The 21203-nt window shown below is 60.3% G+C and carries 22 protein-coding genes; 4 read left to right on the top strand and 18 right to left on the bottom strand.

The annotated features are described in order from the left end of the window. Nucleotides 1-13 precede the first annotated feature (13 nt). The 15 genes from lpxA to PHF15_RS02835 form a co-directional block, all read right to left on the bottom strand. Nucleotides 14-808, bottom strand: a complete 795-nt coding sequence (gene lpxA / locus PHF15_RS02905) for an acyl-ACP--UDP-N-acetylglucosamine O-acyltransferase (RefSeq protein WP_300118821.1) — start codon at nt 806-808, stop codon at nt 14-16. A 10-nt stretch (nt 809-818) separates the two neighbouring features. Next, nucleotides 819-1256, bottom strand: a complete 438-nt coding sequence (gene fabZ / locus PHF15_RS02900) for a 3-hydroxyacyl-ACP dehydratase FabZ (RefSeq protein WP_300118820.1) — start codon at nt 1254-1256, stop codon at nt 819-821. A gap of 12 nt (nt 1257-1268) precedes the next feature. Continuing rightward, entirely contained in the window at nt 1269-2258 is a 990-nt protein-coding gene (gene lpxD / locus PHF15_RS02895; protein WP_300118819.1) for a UDP-3-O-(3-hydroxymyristoyl)glucosamine N-acyltransferase, read from the bottom strand. A 24-nt stretch (nt 2259-2282) separates the two neighbouring features. Further along, nucleotides 2283-2795 (bottom strand): OmpH family outer membrane protein, encoded by a 513-nt coding sequence (locus PHF15_RS02890; RefSeq protein ID WP_300118818.1) that lies wholly within the window; start codon nt 2793-2795, stop codon nt 2283-2285. Further along, complete coding sequence (gene bamA / locus PHF15_RS02885) at nt 2795-5098, bottom strand: outer membrane protein assembly factor BamA (RefSeq protein WP_300118817.1); 2304 nt, start codon at nt 5096-5098, stop codon at nt 2795-2797. The genes PHF15_RS02890 and bamA overlap by 1 nt, the downstream gene beginning before the upstream one ends. Nucleotides 5099-5143: 45 nt before the next feature. Further along, on the bottom strand, nt 5144-6502 hold the full coding sequence (rseP, locus tag PHF15_RS02880; protein WP_300118816.1) for an RIP metalloprotease RseP: 1359 nt from the start codon (nt 6500-6502) through the stop codon (nt 5144-5146). A gap of 14 nt (nt 6503-6516) precedes the next feature. Next, nucleotides 6517-7728, bottom strand: coding sequence for a 1-deoxy-D-xylulose-5-phosphate reductoisomerase (gene dxr, locus PHF15_RS02875; protein ID WP_300118815.1), 1212 nt, complete (start codon nt 7726-7728; stop codon nt 6517-6519). 8 nt (nt 7729-7736) lie between these two features. Further along, nucleotides 7737-8582: a phosphatidate cytidylyltransferase gene (locus tag PHF15_RS02870; RefSeq protein WP_300118814.1), complete on the bottom strand. Its 846-nt coding sequence runs from the start codon at nt 8580-8582 to the stop codon at nt 7737-7739. Nucleotides 8583-8591: 9 nt separating this feature from the next. Next, entirely contained in the window at nt 8592-9320 is a 729-nt protein-coding gene (gene uppS / locus PHF15_RS02865) for a polyprenyl diphosphate synthase (protein WP_300118813.1), read from the bottom strand. A gap of 6 nt (nt 9321-9326) precedes the next feature. Beyond that, entirely contained in the window at nt 9327-9887 is a 561-nt protein-coding gene (frr, locus tag PHF15_RS02860; protein ID WP_300118812.1) for a ribosome recycling factor, read from the bottom strand. Between the two features lie 63 nt (nt 9888-9950). Next, entirely contained in the window at nt 9951-10673 is a 723-nt protein-coding gene (gene pyrH / locus PHF15_RS02855) for a UMP kinase (protein WP_300118810.1), read from the bottom strand. Between the two features lie 51 nt (nt 10674-10724). Further along, nucleotides 10725-11648: a translation elongation factor Ts gene (tsf, locus tag PHF15_RS02850; protein WP_300118808.1), complete on the bottom strand. Its 924-nt coding sequence runs from the start codon at nt 11646-11648 to the stop codon at nt 10725-10727. An 88-nt stretch (nt 11649-11736) separates the two neighbouring features. After that, a complete protein-coding gene (gene rpsB / locus PHF15_RS02845) occupies nt 11737-12489 on the bottom strand; it encodes a 30S ribosomal protein S2 (RefSeq protein ID WP_300118806.1) in 753 nt (250 codons plus the stop codon). Between the two features lie 174 nt (nt 12490-12663). Beyond that, nucleotides 12664-13647 carry an Hsp33 family molecular chaperone HslO gene (locus tag PHF15_RS02840; RefSeq protein WP_300118804.1) on the bottom strand — a complete coding sequence of 328 codons (984 nt, stop codon included), beginning with the start codon at nt 13645-13647 and terminating at the stop codon, nt 12664-12666. 97 nt (nt 13648-13744) lie between these two features. Then, nucleotides 13745-14269: a gamma carbonic anhydrase family protein gene (locus tag PHF15_RS02835; RefSeq protein WP_300119088.1), complete on the bottom strand. Its 525-nt coding sequence runs from the start codon at nt 14267-14269 to the stop codon at nt 13745-13747. 103 nt (nt 14270-14372) lie between these two features. On the opposite strand from PHF15_RS02835, the gene PHF15_RS02830 reads away from it, so the two are divergent. Next, nucleotides 14373-15176, top strand: a complete 804-nt coding sequence (locus PHF15_RS02830; protein ID WP_300118802.1) for a ferritin-like domain-containing protein — start codon at nt 14373-14375, stop codon at nt 15174-15176. A gap of 14 nt (nt 15177-15190) precedes the next feature. Here PHF15_RS02830 and xerD read toward each other — a convergent pair whose 3' ends face one another. Continuing rightward, nucleotides 15191-16138, bottom strand: coding sequence for a site-specific tyrosine recombinase XerD (gene xerD / locus PHF15_RS02825; protein ID WP_300118800.1), 948 nt, complete (start codon nt 16136-16138; stop codon nt 15191-15193). A gap of 98 nt (nt 16139-16236) precedes the next feature. On the opposite strand from xerD, the gene PHF15_RS02820 reads away from it, so the two are divergent. Then, nucleotides 16237-17151 carry an AEC family transporter gene (locus tag PHF15_RS02820; RefSeq protein ID WP_300118799.1) on the top strand — a complete coding sequence of 305 codons (915 nt, stop codon included), beginning with the start codon at nt 16237-16239 and terminating at the stop codon, nt 17149-17151. A gap of 387 nt (nt 17152-17538) precedes the next feature. Here the strand turns inward: PHF15_RS02820 and queG are convergent, their stop codons facing one another. Beyond that, nucleotides 17539-18648, bottom strand: coding sequence for a tRNA epoxyqueuosine(34) reductase QueG (gene queG / locus PHF15_RS02815; protein WP_300118798.1), 1110 nt, complete (start codon nt 18646-18648; stop codon nt 17539-17541). On the opposite strand from queG, the gene tsaE reads away from it, so the two are divergent. Both tsaE and PHF15_RS02805 read left to right on the top strand, forming a co-directional pair. Next, on the top strand, nt 18649-19143 hold the full coding sequence (gene tsaE / locus PHF15_RS02810; RefSeq protein WP_300119086.1) for a tRNA (adenosine(37)-N6)-threonylcarbamoyltransferase complex ATPase subunit type 1 TsaE: 495 nt from the start codon (nt 18649-18651) through the stop codon (nt 19141-19143). Further along, complete coding sequence (locus tag PHF15_RS02805; RefSeq protein ID WP_300118797.1) at nt 19140-20495, top strand: N-acetylmuramoyl-L-alanine amidase; 1356 nt, start codon at nt 19140-19142, stop codon at nt 20493-20495. Before tsaE ends, PHF15_RS02805 begins: the two co-directional genes overlap by 4 nt. Here the strand turns inward: PHF15_RS02805 and PHF15_RS02800 are convergent. After that, a complete protein-coding gene (locus tag PHF15_RS02800) occupies nt 20488-21132 on the bottom strand; it encodes a DedA family protein (protein ID WP_300118796.1) in 645 nt (214 codons plus the stop codon). The two genes, PHF15_RS02805 and PHF15_RS02800, sit on opposite strands and share 8 nt — an antisense overlap. Between the last annotated feature and the right edge of the window lie 71 nt (nt 21133-21203).

The following is a 21203-nucleotide window of genomic DNA, read 5'->3' as shown; positions in this document are numbered from 1 at the left end:
CGCAGGACAAGGCTCAGCGCACGATGCCGCGCTGGGGCGATGTCTGAGCCAGGAACGAGAGCATCATCTGCACATCCGGCTCTGATTCCGCGTGCGCTTGTCTCAAATCGGCGATGCTCTCCTGGGCGGCTTGCAGTGTCAGGTCACGCCGGTACAAGGCCTTGTGCATGGCTTTGACGACACTAATGCGCTCGGGCGAAAAACCGCGCCGGCGCAAGCCCTCAAAGTTCATCGAGCGCGCCACCGCCGGTTGCCCCTGGCACATGACAAACGGTGGCAGGTCGGCCAGCAGCACCGAGCAAATGGCCGTCATGCTGTGGGCGCCGATCCTGACGAACTGGTGCACCATGGTAAAGCCGGCCAGAATGGCCCAATCACCCACATGCACGTGGCCGGCCAGGGTCGAGTTGTTGGCAAAGATGGTATTGCTGCCGACCTGGCAGTCATGCGCCAGATGCACATAGGCCATCAGCCAGTTGTCATCACCCACCCGGGTCACGCCCACATCGGCCGGCGAGCCGATGTTGAAAGTGCAAAACTCGCGAATGGTGTTGCGCTCGCCGATAACCAGTTCGCAGGGCTCGCCGGCGTACTTTTTGTCCTGGGGAATTGCCCCGAGCGAGGCAAACTGGAAAATGCGGTTGTCGCGTCCAATGGTGGTGTGGCCTTCGAGCACGCAGTGCGGGCCCACGGTGGTGCCAGCACCAATTTTGACGTGCGGACCGATGACGGTATAGGGCCCGACCGTCACCGTGCTGTCCAGCTCGGCCGCCGGGTCGATGATGGCGGTGGGATGAATGGCAGTCAAGGCAGCACCCTCAGACGATCTTGCGGAAAGCGCAGGTGAGTTCAGCCTCCACGGCGATCACGCCATCGACCAAAGCGCGCGTCTGGAACTTGAAAATGCCGGATTTCATGCGCAAAAGCGTTGCTTCCAGGATCAACTGGTCGCCGGGCTCGACCGGCCGCTTGAAGCGCACTCCTTCCATGCCGGCAAAGTAATAGACCTTGTCCTCGGTGGCGCCGGAGTCCATGGCATCGAAAGCCAGCAAGGCGGACGCCTGGGCCAAGGCTTCAAGCATCAGCACGCCCGGCATCACCGGCCGGTAAGGGAAATGGCCCTGAAAAAAGGGCTCGTTGATGGTGACATTCTTCAGCGCCTTGATGGTCTTGCCCTTGTCGATTTCGAGCACCCGGTCGACCAGCAAAAACGGGTAGCGGTGCGGCAGCTTGGTGAGAATTTTGTGAATATCCATCGGGGAATGTCCTTAGTTTGAATTTTGTCCGGATTTGAGCTGCGTCTCGAGCGCACGCAGGCGCTCACGCAGGTTGGCCAGTTGTTTGAGCGCTGCCGCATTCTTTTCCCAGGACGCGTTGTCGTCGATCGGAAAAATGCCGGTATAGTGACCCGGCTTGGTGATGGAGCGCATCACCATGGAACCCGCAGAAATATTCACGCCATCGGCCAGCGTCAAATGGCCCAGCACATTGGCACTGCCGCCCACCGTGCAATGGGCGCCAATGGTGGCACTGCCTGCCACGCCGGCACAGCCAGCCATGGCGGTGTGTCGGCCAATGTGCACGTTGTGGGCAATCTGGATCAGATTGTCGAGCTTCACGCCGTCTTCAATCACCGTGTCCTGCAGAGCACCGCGGTCAATGCAGGTGTTGGCACCAATCTCAACATCGTTGCCGATGCGCACGGCCCCGAGTTGCTCTATTTTTTCCCATGCGCCGGCGTTGGGGGCAAAGCCAAAGCCGTCGGCCCCGATCACCACGCCCGGGTGAATGAGGCAGCGTTCCCCCACCACGCAGCGCTCGCCCAGCGTGACGCGTGACTTGAGTTCTGTTTCGGCGCCCACTTGGGCACCCGCCTCGATCACGCACAGCGCGCCGATGCGCGCGCTGGGGTGAAGAAGGGCCTGGGGGTCAATCACGGCGCTGGGATGAATCAATGGTCTGACAACCGCAGGCAGGTTCCTTTTCCAGAGCTGGGTAACGCGGGCATAGTACAGATAGGGCTGATCCGTGATGATGCAGGCGCCGCGCGCACGCGCCTGCTGCGCGAACTGCGGGCTGACGATTACACAGGAAGCCTGGCAGGCAGCCAACTGCTTCAGGAACCTGGTCTGGCTGAGAAAGCTCAACTGCCCGGGGACGGCGTTTTCCAGAGGAGCCAGGCCCTTGATCAACAGATTCGCATCGCCATGCAGTTCGCCGCCCAGCGCATCAACAAAAGATCCTAAACGCAGGGTCACAGGCATCGAGCCTTTAAGGGCGGTTTATTTGGCTGGCGCGCTATTGAGCGCCTTGATGACCTTGTCAGTCATGTCATGCTTGGGGTTGACATACACCGCATCCTGAAAGATGAAGTCGTATTTTTCGGCCACCGCGATGTCCTTGATGACTTTGTTGGCACGCTGAATCACCAATTGCAGTTCTTCATTCTTGCGGGCGTTCAGGTCTTCCTGAAATTCGCGGCTCTTGCGCTGAAAATCGCGATCCTGCTCCAGCAGTTGTTTTTGACGTGTCTGGCGCTGGGTTTCGGGCAAGGTGGGTGCCTCGCGCTCAAACTTGTCGGCCAAAGACTTAATGTTGGCCTTTTGATCGACCAGCTCTTTTTCGCGCTTGGAAAACTCCTGCTCGAGCTTGGCCTGCGCGGCCTTGGCAGTACCAGCCTCTTTGAGTACCCGGTCGGTGCTGACAAAGCCCATGCGCAATTCCTGCGCTTGCACTGACACAACGGCCAGGCCACAAAAAGTCAATGCACAAATATGACGTAAAAAATGATTCATTAGAAACTTGTCCCAATCTGAAATTGCATATTCTGAATTCTATCGTTATCAAACTTCCGTAACGGTTTGGAAAACGCCAGACGCAGCGGTCCAACCGGTGAAATCCAGCTGATGCCGAAGCCCACCGACGAGCGCAATTCATTGGCATTGGCATTAATAATGGGTAAGTCCTGATCTGGTCCCCTCACCATGCCGATATCCCAAAATCCATACAGGCGCAAAGTACGGTCGTTGCCAACCCCGGGAAACGGCGCCAGAAGTTCCATGTTGAGATTGATCTTGCTGGTGCCGCCGACATTAGTGCCATTGACATCCACTGGTCCCAGGCTGCCCTGCTCAAAACCACGAACAGATCCCAAGCCACCGCCAAAGAAATTCTTGAATACCGGGAAGGTTTTGTCGCTGCCGGAGGCGCCAAGTCCAATTTCGGCATTCATTGCCGCGGTGAACTGCTTGCTTAGAGGCACATACTGCTGAAACTGGTAGGTGGCGCGCAGATACCTGACATCACCAGCAAAAGACCACTCGGCATTGACGCGTTGAAAACGTCCACTGTTAGGGGCCAGCGCACTGTCGCGACTGTCACGCGACCAACCCACCGTCAGCGGCACCGCTAAAGTGGGAGTGCCATATTCTTCGACAAACGCCTTGTATGATTGGGGTAACGATAGCCCCTCCACAATTTCCGTATTTTCAATCCCCAATCCAAAAAATACGGTGTCAGTTTCAGAGAAGGGCACGCCAAAACGGATTCCGGCGCCAGCGGTCACCAACTCGTAATAGTCCTGATCCTGGTAGGGACGGCTGGTCCGGTAATAAAGGTCAAGGGTACGGGACACGCCATCTTCGGTGAAATAGGGGTCGGTGGTATTGAGCACCATCACCCGATTGATCTTGCTGGTGTTGACCTGAATGCCCAGCGAGTTGCCAGAACCGAACGCATTCTCCTGTTTCAGGCCGAACGACAAGCCCAGACCATCACCACTTGAATAGCCAGCGCCCAAACTCAGGCTACCGGTGGGCTTTTCAGTCACATTGATGGTCAGGTCAACCTGATCCGGGGTGCCGGGAACCTCTTGAGTTTCAACGGCAACTTCACCAAAGTAGCCCAGACGGTCCACCCGGTCGCGAGACAGGCGTATCTTTTCAGCGTCGTACCATGACGCCTCCAACTGGCGAAATTCGCGGCGTACCACCACATCGCGGGTGCGGGTGTTGCCCGCCACGTTGATCTTGCGCACATAGGCGCGGCGCGACGGGTTGGCCTGCAGCACAAGGGCCACGCGGTTGTTGATGCGGTCAATCTCGGGCCTTGCCTCGACGCGCGCAAAGGCGTAGCCAAAGTTGCCGAAATAGTCGGTGAACGCCTTGGTGGTCTTGGCGACATCGTCGGCGTTGAAGGCTTGCCCCGGACGAATCACCACCAGCGACTTGAACTCTTCTTCCTTGCCCAGGTATTCACCGGCCAGCTTGACGCTGCTAACCACATAGCGTTCGCCCTCGGTGATGTTGATATTGATGCCGATGTCGGTCTTGTTGGGCAGGATTGCCACCTGCGTCGAGTCCACCTTGAATTCCAGGTAACCGCGCGTCAGGTAATAGGAGCGCAGCGTCTCCAGGTCGGCGTTGAGCTTGGCGCGCGAATAGCGGTTGGACTTTGTGTACCAGCTCAACCAGCCGCCGGTATCCAGATCGAACAAGCCGCGCAGGGTGGATTCGGAAAACGCCTTGCTGCCAACGATGCGGATCTCGCTGATATTGGCCGGCTCACCTTCAACCACAGTAAAGGTCAGATTGACCCGGTTGCGCTCAATTGGCGTTACCGTGGTCACCACCTGGGCGGCATACAGACTGCGATTGATGTACTGGCGCTTGAGCTCCTGCTCGGCACGATCAAGTTGGGCCTTGTCAAAAGGGCGGCCGTCCGCCAGACCGACATCACGCAAGGACTTGACCAGCACATCCTTGTCAAACTCCTTGGTGCCGACGAACTCCACATTGGCCACGGTGGGTCGCTCCTCCACCACCACCACCAACACATCGCCGATCACTTCGATGCGCACGTCCTTGAACAGGCCCAGCGCAAACAGGCTCTGGATGGCGGCGGTGCCCTTGTCATCGCTGTAGGTGTCGCCGACCCGCACCGGCAGGGAGACAAAAACAGTGCCCGGTTCGACCCGCTGAAGACCTTCGATCCGGATATCGCGCACCGTAAAAGGACTGACGGCCCAAGACGATTGGGCAACGAGCACCAGCGCCGCAAAAGCAGAGAGGGTTTTGAGGCGAAAACGATTGAGATGCATATTAAAAATTCAAAAAATGATAGCCGCCAGCCATGTAACCAAAGATCAACCGAACAAGCGGGAAATGTCGTTGAAAAGAGCAATCGACATCATGAGCACCAGAATGGCAACGCCGCCTTGCTGCAGGCGTTCCATCCAGGCATCTGAAACAGGCCGACCTGTGACACCCTCCCAAAGATAATACATCAGGTGTCCACCATCCAGAACCGGCAAGGGCAGCAAATTCAAAACGCCCAGGCTGACGCTGATCAGCGCCAGAAAAATCAGGTACTGGGTCAGCCCCAGACCCGCAGACTTGCCGGCGTAGTCGGCGATGGTCAGGGGGCCGCTGATATTTTTTACCGAGGCTTCGCCGATCAGCATCTTGCCCATCATCTTGAGCGTCAACGTCGAGACATCCCAGGTTTTCACGAGCGCCTGCCAACTGCCATCGAACGCGCCATAGCGCACCAGAACCTGCTCCGGCGGTGTCCCCACATAGGCACCGATGCGGCCAATGGCTCGGTCTTGCTCGATCACAACCTGTGGCGTCACCTTGAGCTGCAGGCGCCGGCCCGCACGCAAAATGGCCCAGAGCTGGGTCGGTGCCACCTGATCCACCACGGACTGGCGAATCATCAGCCGCAACTGTTGGCCATCGACGATCGGCTTGCCATCGACCTGGGTCACTTCATCTCCCATCAACAAGCCCGCTTGCGCGGCGGCCGAGTCGGGCAGGATGTCACCGAGCACGGGGCGCGTCATCGGGCCGATCTGGCCAATTTTCTGGAACATTCGGGCATCGGCATCCCTGGTATCAATGCCCGAAAGCTTGAGCAGGAATTCGCGCTCGGTGGAGGCGTCGCCCTGCACCCAGAGCCGGACGTCCTGCCCCTCCAGCGCGCCACGGGTCAATTGCCAGCGCAGGTCTTCAAATGACCTGACCTCATAGTCGGCTTCACCTTCCAGACCAGCGCGCAGCACCCGCTCGCCGCCGACCAAGCCGGCCTGGCTGGCGATGGAATCGGCCACCGGCGGTGCCAGCACGGCTGCGGGAAGTTGCACACCGGTCCAGTTGACCACGCTGTACAGCAGCACCGCCAGCAACAAGTTGGCCAGCGGGCCGGCCGCCACGATGGCCGTGCGCCGCCCCAGGCTTTGGGTGTTGAAGGCCAGATGCCGTTCGGCGGGCGCCACCGGGGCTTCGCGCTCGTCGAGCATCTTGACAAAACCGCCCAGCGGAAACAGCGCCAGCACATATTCGGTGCCACTCGTTTTGGACTGCCAGCGCAGCAGCGGCTTGCCAAAACCAATGGAAAAACGCAACACCTTGACCCCACAGGCAACGGCCACCCGGTAGTGGCCGAATTCATGGACGGCAATCAGCAGCGCAATGGCGACGACGAAGGCGATGAAGGTCAGCATGCGCGATCAGGCCGTCAATGCGCCAAGCGTGCCACCACGCGGCAAGCCGCGTCACGGCTCTGCGCATCGAGTTCGAGCAGGTCTTCCAGCGACCCCGGCGCTGCAGGCTGCACGCTGCTCAGGGTTTCCAGATTGACGGCGTGCATCTGGTCAAAGCGGATCTGGCTGCCCAGAAAAGCCGCCACAGCCACCTCGTTGGCGGCATTGAGCACCGCCGTGGTGCCCGCTGGCGCAGCCAGCACCGACCAAGCCAGCGCCAGGCCTGGAAAACGCGCGCGGTGGCCGTTGGCATCAAGCGCCTCGAACGTCAACCCCGCCATGGCCCGGAAATCAAGCGCACCAGCGCCCGAGGCCATGCGCTGCGGCCAGGACAGGCCATAGGCGATGGGCACCTTCATATCGGGGGTGCCAAGCTGTGCAATGACCGAATGGTCGAGGTATTGCACCATCGAGTGGATCACGCTTTGCGGATGGATCACCACCTCGATTTGCCCCGGCGCCACGCCAAACAGGTAGTGCGCCTCAATCACTTCCAGCGCCTTGTTCATCATGGTGGCCGAATCGACCGAGATTTTGCGCCCCATGACCCAGTTGGGGTGGGCGCAGGCTTGGTCGGGCGTGATGTCGGCAAAGCTGGCTGGGTCGCGTTGCCGAAACGGCCCGCCCGAGGCGGTCAGGATGATTTTGTCGATCTGCGCTGCCCATGTGGCTTGATCGTCAGGCAGGGACTGGAAGACCGCGGAATGTTCACTGTCGATCGGCAACAGCTTGGCGCCGCCCGATGCGACGGCTTGCAAAAAGTAGTTGCCGCCGACCACCAGAGCTTCCTTGTTGGCCAGCAACAAACGCTTGCCGGCACGTGCCGCAGCCAAGCACGAGGCCAGCCCGGCAGCGCCCACAATGGCCGCCATCACCACATCGACCTGCTCGTGACGGGCCATGGCGGTAATCTCGGCTGAGCCGCACAACACCCGGGTCGGCAAGCCCAGCGCCTTGCATCGGCGCGCCAGTTCCTGGCCATGCTCGCAGGTGGCCATCACCGCAAAAGCGGGCCGGAACTGCACGCATTGCTGCAGCAATTTATCAACCTGGGTGGATGCTGTCAGGGCAAAGACTTCAAACCGATTGGGGTGTAGTGCCAGCACTTCGAGCGTGCTGACACCAATCGAGCCGGTCGAACCGAGAATCGCAACCCGTTGCTTTTTAGAACCGCTTTGCGCAGACATGGTCACTTTCAAAAGGTGTAAAGCATCATGGCCAGCGGCAAGGTGGGCAGCATCGCATCCACCCGGTCCAGCACGCCGCCGTGACCAGGCAGCAGCTTGCTGCTGTCCTTGGCCCCGGCGCTTCGTTTGACCAACGACTCGATCAGGTCGCCTACCACACTCATGGCCGCCAGGAACAAACAGGCGATCACGGCAAACACCGTACCGCGCCCAGCCAAGTGGTTGTAAAAGCTGGGCACCGCGGGTTGCGCCCAGAGGTCAAAACGGGTCCAACCCCAGGCGAGCAACAGCACAACCGCCATGCCGCCAAAGACGCCTTCCCAGCTTTTGCCAGGGCTGATCGACGCCGCCAGTTTGCGCTTGATAAGGCGACTGCCCCAAGTGCGGCCTGCAAAATAAGCGCCAATGTCGGCCGCCCACACCAGGGCAAAGATCGAGAGCAGGAAATTGGTGCCGATCAGCCTCGCCTGCGCCACCGCCAGCCACGTGACGACCAGCGCCAGCAGGCCGACCAGCATGCGGAAACTGCGATTGAGTTGCCCCCAGGCGGGCACGCCGGCGCGCAAAATCCAGCCGCCCAGCAGAACCCAGGCGGCCCCGGCGAAAAGCCAGATCAGCGGCAAGGGCTGCGCCAGCCAGCCAGACCACCATAACAGCGCGCAGATCACAGCCATCAATGCCGCCGCCAGTGTGCTCGCTGGCATCGCCCAAGCATTCAAACGCGCCCACTCCCAAGTGGCGGCGGCCACGAACAGCAGCGCCAGAAAATTGAAGGGCGCCGGATCACGGTAAAAAAGCGCTGGCAACAGCAGCAACAACAACAAAAGGGCCGTGATCACGCGTTGCTTGAGCATGGCAGCACCTCAGTTGGGGGTCGTTGGCAAGGCATTGGCCTCACTCTGGCCCGAGACCCGGCCAAAGCGGCGATCGCGTTGGCCAAAGGTTTGAATGGCCAGGTCGAGCTCGGCCTCGTCAAAGTCAGGCCACAATTTGTCGGAGAAGAAAAATTCTGAATAGGCCGACTGCCACAGCAAAAAGTTGCTGATGCGCTGCTCGCCACCGGTGCGAATCACCAGGTCAGGGTCGGGCACATGCGCCAGCGCCATCATCTGGCTCAGGCTCTGCTCAGTCATTGCCAATCCCTGGGCGGCCACGCGCACAGCGGCCTGAACGATGTCCCAGCGACCGCCGTAGTTGAAACAGACATTCAACACCAGCCTGCGATTGTCAGCGGTGGTGGCCTCAGCCTGCTCAATACCCTTCTGCACACGTGCCGACAGGCCCTGTCGTTCGCCGATGAAACGCAATTGCACGCCATCCTTCTTGAGCTGGGGCACCTCGCGTCCCAAGGCCATGGCAAACAGGTCCATCAGTCCCGAGACTTCTTCTTGCGGGCGCTGCCAGTTTTCAGACGAAAAGGCAAACACGGTGAGCACCTTGATGCCGCGCGCATCGCAGGCCCGGGCACAGCGCTTGAGCGAATCAACCCCCTGCTTATGGCCCGCAATGCGGGGCAAAAACCGCCTGGAGGCCCAGCGCCCGTTGCCGTCCATGACGATGGCAACGTGGTGGGGCGTTGACTTGTTCGTCATGGCCGGTCAAACCGCCATGATGTCGTGTTCTTTTGCGGCCACCAGTTGATCGATTACGCCGATGTGTTTGTCGGTCACTTTTTGAATATCGGTTTCGCAGCGTTTCTGCTCATCTTCGGAGGCGAGCTTGTCCTTGACCAGTTTCTTGACGCCTTCATTGGCATCGCGGCGAAGGTTGCGCACGGCAATCTTGGCGCCCTCGCCCTCGTTGCGCACCAGCTTGGTCAACTCCTTGCGGCGCTCTTCCGACATGGGCGGCATCGGCACGCGGATCAGGTCGCCCATGGACGAAGGGTTCAGACCCAGGTCGCTGTCGCGAATGGCTTTCTCGATCTTGGCGCCCATGCCCTTTTCCCAGGGTTGCACGCTCACGGTGCGGGAATCGAGCAGCGACACATTGGCCACTTGGCTGATCGGCACCAGAGCGCCGTAATAGTCCACGTGCACAGTGTCCAGAATGGCGGGGTTGGCGCGACCGGTGCGGATCTTGGTTAAATTGTGTTTGAACGCCTCGATGGACTGGTCCATTTTGGTTTCTGCATTGGTTTTAATTTCGGTGACTGACATGGGTCTTTCCTCACTCAGGGTGCAAAATAAAAAACGATTGAATAGCAGCGGATTCGGACAGGATCAGGCGTAAACCAGTGTGCCCTCATCCTCGCCCAGCACCACGCGCTTCAGCGCACCGTGTTTAAAAATGGAGAACACCTTGATCGGCAATTTCTGATCGCGGCACAAGGCAAAAGCCGTGGCATCCATGATGCCCAGATTTTGAGACATGGCATTGTCAAACGAAATTTTGCTGTATCGGGTGGCGTTGGGGTCTTTTTTGGGATCGGCGCTGTAAACACCATCTACCTTGGTGGCCTTGAGCACGATCTCGGCACCAATCTCGGCCCCGCGCAATGCGGCAGCGGTGTCGGTGGTAAAGAACGGATTGCCGGTGCCAGCGGCAAAAATCACCACCTTGCCCTCTTCAAGGTACTGCAGGGCCTTGGGGCGCACATAGGGCTCCACCACCTGTTCGATGGCGATGGCCGACATCACGCGCGCCGTCAGGCCGGCCTTGTTCATGGTGTCGCCCAGCGCCAGCGAATTCATGACGGTGGCCAGCATGCCCATGTAATCGGCCGTGGCCCGGTCCATACCGACCGAGCCGCCGGCCACGCCGCGGAATATGTTGCCGCCGCCAATGACCACGGCCACCTGCACGCCCAGAGCCGTCACGCCAGCGATTTCATCGACCATGCGCACGATCGTGTCACGGTTGATGCCGAACTGGTCGTCCCCCATCAGTGCCTCACCCGACAATTTGAGCAAAATTCGCTTGTAGGCGGGTTTGGCATCGGTCATGGTGGGCTCCTTGGGTTTGTGGGATTCAATGATGAAACGGCGCGGGTCCGATCAGACGACCTGCTGCGCAGCAGCCACCTGGGCCGCCACTTCGGCAGCAAAGTCATTGACCTTTTTCTCAATGCCTTCTCCCACCACATAGAGCGTGAATGCCTTGACTGTGGTGGCCGTGTCCTTGAGCATTTGTTCAACCGTTTGTTTGTCATTCTTGACAAACGCCTGATTCAGCAAAGAGACTTCTTTCAGAAACTTTTGCACGCCACCTTCGACACGCTTGGTCACGATTTCTGCGGACTGCACGGGTTTGCCGGCTGCGGTGGCCACGGCGGCATCTTCGGCCGCCTTGGCGGCCGCCACTGAGCGCTCGCGCGCCACCAGTTCAGCGGGCACATCGTCACTGGACAAGGCCACGGGCTTCATGGCGGCCACATGCATGGCGACATCCTTGGCGGCAGCGTCAGTACCTTCATACTCGACCACCACACCGATACGGGTGCCGTGCAGGTAAGACGCGAGCTTGTTGCCGCTGGCAAAACGTTTGAAACGGCGAAAGCTCATATTCTCGCCAATCTTGCCGATGAGGCCCTTGCGCACATCTTCCAGGGTGGGTCCAAAGCCGTCCTGCGTGTAAGCCAGGGCACCCAGGGCGGCGACGTCCGCCGGACCGTGCTTGGCTATCAAGGCCGCAGCGGCGTTGGCCAGAGCCAGGAAACTATCGTTCTTGGTAACAAAGTCGGTTTCGCAATTGACTTCGAGCAGAGCGCCCACACCGGCGTCAAAGCTGTACACCACCACGCCTTCGGCCGTGATGCGGCCAGCGGCTTTGCCGGCCTTGCTGCCCAGTTTGACCCGCAGCAGTTCTTCGGCCTTGACCATATCGCCTTCGGCCTCGGTCAGGGCGCGCTTGCACTCCATCATCGGGGCATCGGTTTTGCCACGCAGTTCAGCCACCATGCTTGCGGTAATTACAGCCATTTTTTTCTCCGGAAATCAGTTCAGTTAATCAATTGAAATTAAAAAAAGGGGCACATGAGCCCCCCTTTGGATTGGGGTCGCCAACAAATCAGGCAGCAGCCTCATTCACCTCGACAAATTCATCGGCACTGTCTTCGGCAACCGCCTTGACCACGTCGTCCATGGCATTGGCACGGCCTTCGAGGATGGCGTCGGCAATGCCGCGGACATACAGGGTGACGGCCTTGGACGAGTCGTCATTGCCCGGAATGATGTAGTCGATGCCTTCTGGCGAATGGTTGGTGTCCACCACGGCAATCAGCGGAATACCCAGCTTGCGGGCTTCGGAGATGGCAATCTTGTGGTAGCCCACATCGATCACAAAAATGGCATCAGGCAAGGTGACCATGTCCTGGATACCGCCAATGTCCTTTTCCAGCTTTGCCATCTCACGGGCAAACATCAATTGCTCTTTTTTGCTCATGGCTTCGAGACCGGCTTCTTGCTGGATCTTCATGTCCTTGAGACGCTTGATCGAGGTTTTGACGGTCTTGAAGTTGGTCAGCATACCGCCAAGCCAACGCGTGTCGACGTAGGGGACACCGGCGCGTTGCGCCTCAAGGGCCACGGTTTCGCGCGCCTGGCGCTTGGTGCCCACCATCAGCACGGTGCCGCGTTTGGCCGAAATTTGACGGACAAATTTGGCGGCCTCCTGGAACATCGGCAGCGATTTTTCCAGATTGATAATGTGAATTTTGTTGCGATGGCCAAAAATGAAGGGGGCCATCTTGGGATTCCAGAAGCGGGTCTGGTGACCAAAGTGGACGCCGGCTTCCAGCATGTCGCGCATAGTAACTGCCATAAAAATACTCCAAAGGTTAGGTCTGAAATCCAGTTCGTTTTGCCAGGGTTCTGGCAACACCTTGATGAACTGGTTTGCGGATGACTCTACGGCAGTGGCCTGAAAACCAGACCCACCGCAAAGCCATTGGAGTATAGCACCGCGCCCTGTCGCCTGGCAGGGGCCGGGTCGGTGCTACTGAAGCGGCGCCGGGGGCGTGGTCTGGACTGAACTGCGGAAAAGCAGGGCCGTATCGACCGCGTCAAAATGGTACTGGAGACCACAGAAATCACAGCCGACTTCAATCACCTCACGCTCCCGCAAAATGCCATCAGCCTCGGACTGGCCCAAACCCACGATCATCCTGCCCACCCGCTCGCGGCTGCAGGAACAGGAAAAATGGGGGCCGGTTGCGCCTTGCATAGGTTCAAAGCGCAGCAGCTTTTCTTCCCAGAACAGTCGGTGCAGGATGGTGTCCACGTCCAGCGTCAACAATTCTTCGCGTTTCAAGCTCGAAGCCAAAATGGCGATCCGGTTGTAGTGCTCGTTGCGGCCGATCTGGTCTTCATCGGCAGACTGGGCACTGCCGGTCAGGTTGCCCGACCCCGCCATCGGCAGGCGCTGAATCAGCAGGCCTGCGGCCACCTTGCCGTCGGCGGCCAGCACCAGCGTGGTGTCGAGTTGCTCGCTCTGCAGCATGTAATGCTGCAGTACATCGCTGAACTTTTCGAGCTTTTTGTGGGCCTCGCCAAACAGTGGCACCACGCCTTGGTAGGGTTGCAGGCCGGGCTGGCGGTCCTTGGGGTCGAGCGTGATGACGCAACGCCCCGCATTGCCCACATTGACCAGCTGGCTCAGCGTGGCATCCGGGCTGAGCGCGCCGGACACGGTCGCGGTGGCGCGCAGGGCGAAGTCGCTTTGCACCTCCACCACGGCCAGCTTGACCGGGCCGTCGCCGAACACCTGAACGATTAGCGAGCCGTTGAACTTGATGTTGGACTGCATTAGCACGGCAGCCGCCGTCATTTCACCCAGCAACTCTTGCACCTGCGGCGGGTAAGCGCCATGCAGGGTGTTGCTGGCGCGCCGCCGCAATATTTCGACCCAGGCGTCGGTCAGGCGCACCAAGGCGCCGCGCACCGGCAGACCCTCGAAGATAAATTTGTGAATTTCAGACATTTGAAACCTTGCGGGTCAGACCACTCGCGTAGCGACGTGCTCTGACCCCAACTAATTGATGAAACACCTTGCGGGTCAGACCACTCGCGTAGCGACCTCAGGCAACCTTGTGCAGACTGGCTTTGAAGCGCAGCGCATTGGCCACGTAATGCTGGGCAATCAGGGGCAGGCCCTGCAACTGCTCCGCAGTGAGTTCCCGTACCGCCTTGGCCGGGTTGCCGATGATCATGGAGCCATCAGGAAACACTTTTCCCTCGGTCACCAGTGCACTGGCACCCACCAGGCAGCCTTTGCCAATTCTGGCACCATTGAGCACCACCGCACCGATGCCGATCAGGCTGTCGTCGCCGACCGTGCAGCCATGCAGCATGACCTTGTGGCCCACTGTCACGCCAGAACCAATGATGAGCGGCTTGCCCGGGTCGGCATGCAGCACGCTTAAATCCTGAATGTTGGTGCCAGCACCAATCGTGATCCGCTCGGAGTCGCCCCGCACCACCACGCCAAACCAGATGCTGACCTGGTCGCCCAGCACCACATCGCCCATCACCTCGGCACTGTCTGCCACCCAGGCCGAGTCCGGAATCTGCGGCGTCATGCCATCCACTTCATAAATTGCCATCATCAGCTTTCAAAATCATATGTCTAGAATTGTAGGGAAACACCACAGCCTCATGCGCCCCACTGCCTCAAGCCTTGCGCCAAGCGAGTTCAAAGCAGCCTCAATGAATTCGTTGCGCCCTGAATGCCTGCGCCTGCTGCAAATCAGCGCCCCGCAGGATAAGGCGGCGCGGGTGCGCGCCATGTCCACAGACCGCTGCGCGCCTGATGCTGCTGAAACTTTCCCTGAGCCGCCCGGCCTGCCGGGGCGACCCGAACGACCGCTGCTGGTCCAGCCCGCTCAACTCAAGACCCGCGCCGTCGGCACGCTTGAAGGCCGCGCCGGGCTGATCCACGCGCTGACCCACATCGAGGCCAACGCCATCAACCTGGCGCTCGACATGGTGTGGCGCTTTGCCGGCATGCCCGACGATTTTTACCGCGATTGGTGGCGCGTGGCGCAGGAGGAAGCGCTGCATTTTGAATTGCTCAACGCGCACCTGAACCAGATGGAATTCGCCTATGGCGACTTTCCCGCCCACGACGGCCTGTGGGACATGGCAGAGCGCACCAAAAACGATGTGCTGGCGCGCCTGGCGCTGGTGCCGCGCACGCTGGAGGCGCGCGGCTTGGACGCCACGCCAGCAGTGCGCAACCGGCTGGTGTCTGCGGGCGACCATGGCGCCGCCAAAATTTTGGACATCATCCTGCGCGACGAAATCGGCCATGTGGCCATTGGCAACCGCTGGTACCGTTTTCTTTGCGCAGCGCGCCAACTCGACCCCATCAGCGCCTATGCCGAACTGGCGCTGCTCTATCAGGCGCCCACCCTCAAGGGCCCATTCAACCTGGACGCGCGCCGCGCCGCGGGCTTCACCGAAGCCGAACTCAGCGCCTTGAGCGCTCAAGCCAGCGTCACCGCCGCTTAATTTGCCTCAAGCGCTCATCCGCGCGGATGGTGCTGGGCGTGCAGGACTTTGAGGCGCTCCCGTGCCACATGGGTATAGATGGTGGTGGTGGAGATATCCACATGGCCGAGCAGCAATTGCACCGCGCGCAGGTCGGCGCCATGGTTGAGCAAATGGGTGGCGAAGGCGTGGCGCAGCGTGTGCGGTGACAACGGCGCAGTGATGCCTGCCAGCAGCGCGTATTTTTTGACGATCATCCAGAACATGACCCGGCTCATGGCCGTGCCCGGTGTGCGGCCGCGCAGGGTGACAAACAGCGCCTCGCTGGCGTGGCCGGCCAACAGCTCGACCCGGGGCTGGGCCAGATAGCGCTTGAGCCATAGGCTGGCGACCTCGCCGAACGGCACCAGGCGCTCCTTGTTGCCCTTGCCAAAGACGCGCAGCACGTTGTCCGACAGGCTCACATTCAACACTTTCAAGCCCACCAGCTCACTCACGCGCAGGCCGCTTGCGTACATCAGCTCCAGCATGGTGCGGTCGCGCACGCCCAGCGCCTGGTTGGTGTCGGGCGCGTTCAACAGGGCTTCCACCTGCGGCTCGGTCAGCGTTTTAGGCATGCGCAGCGATTGTTTGGCGGCCTGCAGTTTCAACGTCGGATCGGCACCCAGCAGCCGTTCGCGCAAGGCCCAGCGGTAAAAGCGCTTGAACACCGTCAGGCGGCGGTTGGCGGTGGTGGCTTTGGTTGCGGCGTGCTGGTCGGCAAAATAGCCATTGAGCAGCATCTCGGTGCCGTCCAGCAAATGCCTGCCCTGCGCGGCCAGCCAGGCGCCAAACAAGGTGAGGTCGTGCCGGTAGGCCGCCAGCGTATTTTTGGACAAGCCTTCTTCGAGCCACAGGGCATCGATGAAGGTGTCGACCACCGGGTCGGGTGCGGTTTTGGCGCGGCGCGCAGTCGCATTCACAAGGGCTGGAGTCGGGGGCATGGGCATGAAGACAAAAAGAAGTGCGCATCTTATGCCGAGCTGTCGCCTGCGGGCGCCATCGGTGGATTTGGCGCGTCCAGGCCTGCTATTCTCAAGGCGTGAACTACGCCCAGCTCCTCTTTCCCGACTTTTCGCTGATTCTGATCGGCTACCTGATCTGCCGCTTCACGCCACTGAACCGCGCCGTCTGGACGCAAGTGGAGCAACTGGTCTATTTTTTGTTCTTTCCGGTGCTGCTGTTTCACTCGATCCTGAAAAGCCCGCTCGACATCAGCGCGGCAGGCAACCTGGTGCTGGCCGGCTGGGCGCTGGGACTGGGCGGCATCGCCATGGCCTACTCGGTGCCCTACTGGCCGGGCTTCAGGCAGCACATGGCGGCGCGCCAGCACGCGGCCAGCGCCCAGGTTGCTTTCCGGTTTAACTCCTTTATCGGCCTGGCGCTGGCCGAACGTCTGGCCGGACCACCGGGCCTGCTGGTGCTTGCGCTGTTGATCGGTGTCAGTGTGCCGCTAATGAACATTGGTGCAGTGTGGCCGATGGCGCGCCACGCCGAACGCGGTTTTCTGGGCGAATTGGTGCGCAACCCGCTGATCATCGGCACCGCCAGCGGACTGGTCGCCAACCTGGCCGGTTTTTCGATCCCGGGCTGGGCCGAACCCACCGTCACCCGCATAGGCGGCGCATCGCTGACGCTCGGACTGATGGCCGCCGGTGCCGGCATGCAACTGAGTGCCCTGAACCACGCCAAGTTGTTGGGCGTGGCGGTGCTTCTGATTCGCCACTTGCTGATGCCATTGCTGGCACTTGCTTTGTGCCTGTTATTTGGCCTGAATCAGGTGCAAGCCACCATCTTGCTGATGTTCTCCGCGCTGCCGACAGCGTCGAGCTGTTATGTCTTGGCCGCGCGCATGGGTTATGACGGGCCTTATGTGGCTGCGCTGGTGACCGTGTCCACCGTGCTCGGCATGCTCAGTTTGCCGTTGGCGCTGGGGGTTTTGAGGTCGTTGGTTTAGTCAACCCAGGGGCTGTCATCGTTTGGCCAAAGCGCTCTAATCTTGCCGCGTTCGAACCAGCGGTGACTTGCTTCGCGTGGTAATCGGCAGGGGCGGCCACCTCATGCTGGGGCACCAGAAATCGGTGACCACCCCTGCCGATTGCTACGCGAGACAGTGATATGCAACGATTTTTGAAATTCAAACTCAAACTCAAACTCAAATTCAGATACCAGGGCAGATGCCCTGTCGGATTTGTGCCTCACCACGCCAAGCCATCCGTTTCTCACGCACCGGCGTCCAGCGCAGTGGCTGGCTTTGGGGGCTGACGATTTCTGGTACCCCAGCATGAGGAAGCCGCCAAAGCCAGCCACTGCGCGGGTAAGGTGAACCGGCTTGCCAGCTGAATTAATTGGAATCTGACCCCAATTGTTTTAACGCCCACGCCACATGCTCACGCACCAAGGCGCTCGGGTGCCCGGCGCGCGAGGCTAGCGCAGTCAAAAGTGGCTCTGCAGCGTCGACATCAAGCTCGCGCAGCGCGTTGCCGAGCGCCACGGCAATGTTGCGCAGCCAGCGCTCATGGCCGATGCGGCGGATCGGGCTGCCCTCGGTGAAACGCAAAAATGCCTCCTCACTCCAGCCAGACAGCTCGACGAGTTGGCTGCCCGCCAGACCGGCACGAGCGTCGAAGTCGGGCAAGGCGCTGCGCTGGGCATACTTGTTCCAGGGACAAATCAACTGGCAATCGTCGCAGCCGTAAATGCGGTTGCCCATCAGGGGCCGCAGTTCCAGCGGGATCGATCCGGCATGTTCGATCGTCAGGTACGAGATGCAGCGCCGGGCATCGAGCTGGTACGGGGCGATGATGGCCTGCGTCGGGCAGATGTCGATGCAGGCGCTGCAACGGCCGCAATGCCCCGCCACTGGGTCGGTCACGGGCAGAGCCATATCGACAAAGATTTCACCCAAAAAAAACATCGAGCCGGCATCACGGCTCAGCAGCAGGGTGTGCTTGCCGCGCCAGCCCTGACCGCTGCGGCTTCCCAGCTCGGCTTCGAGCACCGGCGCCGAGTCGGTGAACACCCGGTATGCCAGTGGCCCCAGCGCCTTGACAATCTGACCACTCAGCTGTTGCAAACGGTTGCGCATCACCTTGTGGTAGTCCCGGCCGCGGGCATAAACCGACACAATCGCTTCCGAGGGACGTCTGAGCCGGTCCAGCTCCAGTGTCTGCCAGCCCTCGGGGCAGTCGGCCGGCAAATAATCCATGCGCGCGGTGATCACGCGCAAGGTGCCCGGCACCAGTTCGGCCGGACGCGCGCGCTTGAGGCCATGCATCGCCATGTAGTGCATATCACCGTGGCAGCCAGCGGCCAGCCACGCCGATAATCCGGGTTCTGCGTCCTTCAAATCGACACCGGCCACGCCAATTTGTGAAAATCCCAGTGCCCGCCCCCATTGCTGAATTCTGGAGACCCATTGACTGCCGTTGATTTGCTGCAAGGTGTTGTTCACCTGCCCATTGTAAAAAGCCTGCATTGGTGCGATGAAGCCGCCACCGCGCGCTTTGCCCGCGCGCTGGCGGCGCTGCCTGGCGTGCGTCAAGCCTACATTGAACTGCAAGGCCACCTGGGTGCCGGCAAGACCACGCTGGTGCGCCATATGCTGCGCGCCTTGGGGGTGCAGGGGCGCATCAAAAGCCCCACTTATGCCGTGATGGAACCCTATGAACTGCCCGGCCTCAACATCTGGCATTTCGACTTTTACCGTTTCAGTGACCCGCGCGAGTGGTTTGATGCCGGCTTTCGCGACATTTTTGCCAGCCCCGGCCTCAAAATTGCCGAATGGCCGGAAAACGCCGCAGGCTGCGTGCCGCCGGCCGACCTGATCATTCAACTCGATGTGCAGGATGACGAGACGCGTCAGGTGACCCTGACCGCGCAAACAAAGCTGGGTGCAAGCCTGCTCCATCAGCTTGCAAATTCGGCGCCTGATGAGGACAGACCATGAAACGCCGCCAGCTGCTGCAGTCCGGCACGCTGGTGCTGTTGCTGGGCGCGCAGCATCTGGCGCGCGGCGCCAGCATCGTGGCAGTGCGGGTCTGGCCGGCGCCCGACTATTCGCGTGTCACCATCGAATCCGACGCGCGCCTGAGTTTCAACCAGACTTTTATTCCCACCCCGCCTCGACTGGCGGTGGACGTGCAAGGAATCGACCTGAATCCGGCGCTCAAGGAACTGGTGGCCAAGGTGAGCGCCAACGACCCGACCATTTCCGGCATTCGCGTGGGCCAGTTCGGCCCGAGTGTTGTGCGGCTGGTGTTTGACCTCAAGCAGCCCATTGCGCCGCAGGTGTTCACCCTGACGCCGGTGGCGGCCTACCAGCATCGGCTGGTATTCGATTTGTACCCGACCCAGGTGGCAGACCCGCTGGAAGCCCTGATCGCCGAGCGCCTCCAGGAGAGCGCCAGTACCGCTGCGGCCACGGCGCCAGCCAGTGATCCGCTGGGTGATTTGATTGCGCAAAAAACCCAGCCGCCGCCTGTCCGTGCATCAGCACTGCCTGCCGGGTCCGGGGGTAAAAAAGAAATCAGAAGGCTGTCGTCGCAAAGCATGAGCGTGCCGGCACCGAGCGCTACCGACCGACTGATCATCATTGCGCTCGATGCCGGTCACGGCGGTGAGGACCCCGGCGCTATCGGCCCCGGCGGCACGCGCGAAAAAGACGTGGCGCTGCGCCTGGCTCATCGACTGCGCGACCGCATCAACGCTGCATCGAGCAACGGCAATCCGATGCGCGCTTTTTTAACCCGCGATGCCGACTTCTTTGTGCCGCTGCACATCCGGGTGGACAAGGCGCGCCGGGTGCAGGCCGATCTCTTCATCAGTCTGCACGCCGATGCCTTTTTTACGCCGCGACCCCAGGGTGCCAGCGTGTTCGCCCTGAGCCAGGACGGCGCCTCCAGCAGCGCCGCGCGCTGGATGGCTGCCAAGGAAAACAAGGCCGACGTGATCGGCGGGCTGAATGTGCGCGCCCGGGATGCCCAGGTCAAGCGCGCCCTGCTCGACATGAGCACCGCTGCCCAGATCAAGGACAGCCTGCAATTGGGCGGCGCCATGCTGAGGGAAATCGGCCGCGTCGGCAAACTGCACAAGCCGCGCGTCGAGCAGGCCGGCTTTGCCGTGCTCAAGGCGCCCGATATTCCCAGCGTGCTGGTGGAAGCCGCGTTCATCAGCAACCCGGACGAGGAAGCCAAGCTCAACAGCGATGCCTACCAAATTCAACTGGCCGACGCCCTGATGCGCGGCATCGAGGCCTATTTTTCCAAAAATCCGCCGCTGGCGCGCAGCCGGACTACGTGACCGGCTGGTTGCGTGCTTTCCAGGCGCCGAACAATACAATCAGACCCGGCACCAGAATCATTGCCCAGATGATCTTGTCCAGATTCACTTTGACCCACGGAATGCTGCCCAAAAAGAAGCCCGCCGTGCAAATGCCCAGCACCCAGATCACGGCGCCCGCCACGTTGAACAGGGTGAACTTGACGCGACTCATGGCTGCCACCCCGGCCACGAAGGGCGCAAAAGTGCGCAGGAACGGCATGAAGCGCGCCAGAATGATGGTGATACCGCCGTAACGCTCGTAAAAATTGTGCGTGCGGTCGAACGCCGCCTTGTTGAACAGGCGCGAGTTTTCCCACTTGAACACCTTGGGCCCGAAATAGCGTCCAATGGTGAAGTTGCATTGGTCGCCCAAAACTGCAGCCAGCAACAGCACCGAGACCGCCACCGGGTAGCTCATCAGCCCCGCGCCACAGAGCGCGCCCACCACGAACAGTAGCGAGTCGCCCGGCAAAAACGGCATCACGACCAGACCGGTTTCGACAAAAATGATCAAAAACAGCAGCGCATAGACCCACACGCCGTAGCTTTGCACGAAGGCCTCCAGGTGTTTGTCCACGTGGAGGATGAAGTCAAGAAGAAAGCTGATGATGTCCATGCGACTGGATTATCCCCGGCAAGTGGAGGCCTCCAGTGGCTGGCAAAAGACATGTCAAGCGTAAATAATTA

This window comes from Rhodoferax sp. (assembly GCF_028689295.1).
Taxonomy (GTDB): domain Bacteria; phylum Pseudomonadota; class Gammaproteobacteria; order Burkholderiales; family Burkholderiaceae_C; genus Rhodoferax.
Note: the sequence above shows the minus strand (reverse complement) of the source record. Positions and strands in the feature narration are given on the sequence as shown.

Excerpts from the sequence above, each read along its gene's own strand:
- fabZ (WP_300118820.1), bottom strand. The coding sequence starts at position 1,256 with ATGGATATTCACAAAATTCTCACCAAGCTGCCGCACCGCTACCCGTTT.
- PHF15_RS02890 (WP_300118818.1), bottom strand. The coding sequence starts at position 2,795 with ATGAATCATTTTTTACGTCATATTTGTGCATTGACTTTTTGTGGCCTG.
- bamA (WP_300118817.1), bottom strand. The coding sequence starts at position 5,098 with ATGCATCTCAATCGTTTTCGCCTCAAAACCCTCTCTGCTTTTGCGGCG.
- rseP (WP_300118816.1), bottom strand. The coding sequence starts at position 6,502 with ATGCTGACCTTCATCGCCTTCGTCGTCGCCATTGCGCTGCTGATTGCC.
- dxr (WP_300118815.1), bottom strand. The coding sequence starts at position 7,728 with ATGTCTGCGCAAAGCGGTTCTAAAAAGCAACGGGTTGCGATTCTCGGT.
- PHF15_RS02870 (WP_300118814.1), bottom strand. The coding sequence starts at position 8,582 with ATGCTCAAGCAACGCGTGATCACGGCCCTTTTGTTGTTGTTGCTGCTG.
- uppS (WP_300118813.1), bottom strand. The coding sequence starts at position 9,320 with ATGACGAACAAGTCAACGCCCCACCACGTTGCCATCGTCATGGACGGC.
- frr (WP_300118812.1), bottom strand. The coding sequence starts at position 9,887 with ATGTCAGTCACCGAAATTAAAACCAATGCAGAAACCAAAATGGACCAG.
- pyrH (WP_300118810.1), bottom strand. The coding sequence starts at position 10,673 with ATGACCGATGCCAAACCCGCCTACAAGCGAATTTTGCTCAAATTGTCG.
- tsf (WP_300118808.1), bottom strand. The coding sequence starts at position 11,648 with ATGGCTGTAATTACCGCAAGCATGGTGGCTGAACTGCGTGGCAAAACC.
- rpsB (WP_300118806.1), bottom strand. The coding sequence starts at position 12,489 with ATGGCAGTTACTATGCGCGACATGCTGGAAGCCGGCGTCCACTTTGGT.
- PHF15_RS02840 (WP_300118804.1), bottom strand. The coding sequence starts at position 13,647 with ATGTCTGAAATTCACAAATTTATCTTCGAGGGTCTGCCGGTGCGCGGC.
- PHF15_RS02835 (WP_300119088.1), bottom strand. The coding sequence starts at position 14,269 with ATGGCAATTTATGAAGTGGATGGCATGACGCCGCAGATTCCGGACTCG.
- PHF15_RS02830 (WP_300118802.1), top strand. The coding sequence starts at position 14,373 with ATGAATTCGTTGCGCCCTGAATGCCTGCGCCTGCTGCAAATCAGCGCC.
- xerD (WP_300118800.1), bottom strand. The coding sequence starts at position 16,138 with ATGCCCCCGACTCCAGCCCTTGTGAATGCGACTGCGCGCCGCGCCAAA.
- PHF15_RS02805 (WP_300118797.1), top strand. The coding sequence starts at position 19,140 with ATGAAACGCCGCCAGCTGCTGCAGTCCGGCACGCTGGTGCTGTTGCTG.
- PHF15_RS02800 (WP_300118796.1), bottom strand. The coding sequence starts at position 21,132 with ATGGACATCATCAGCTTTCTTCTTGACTTCATCCTCCACGTGGACAAA.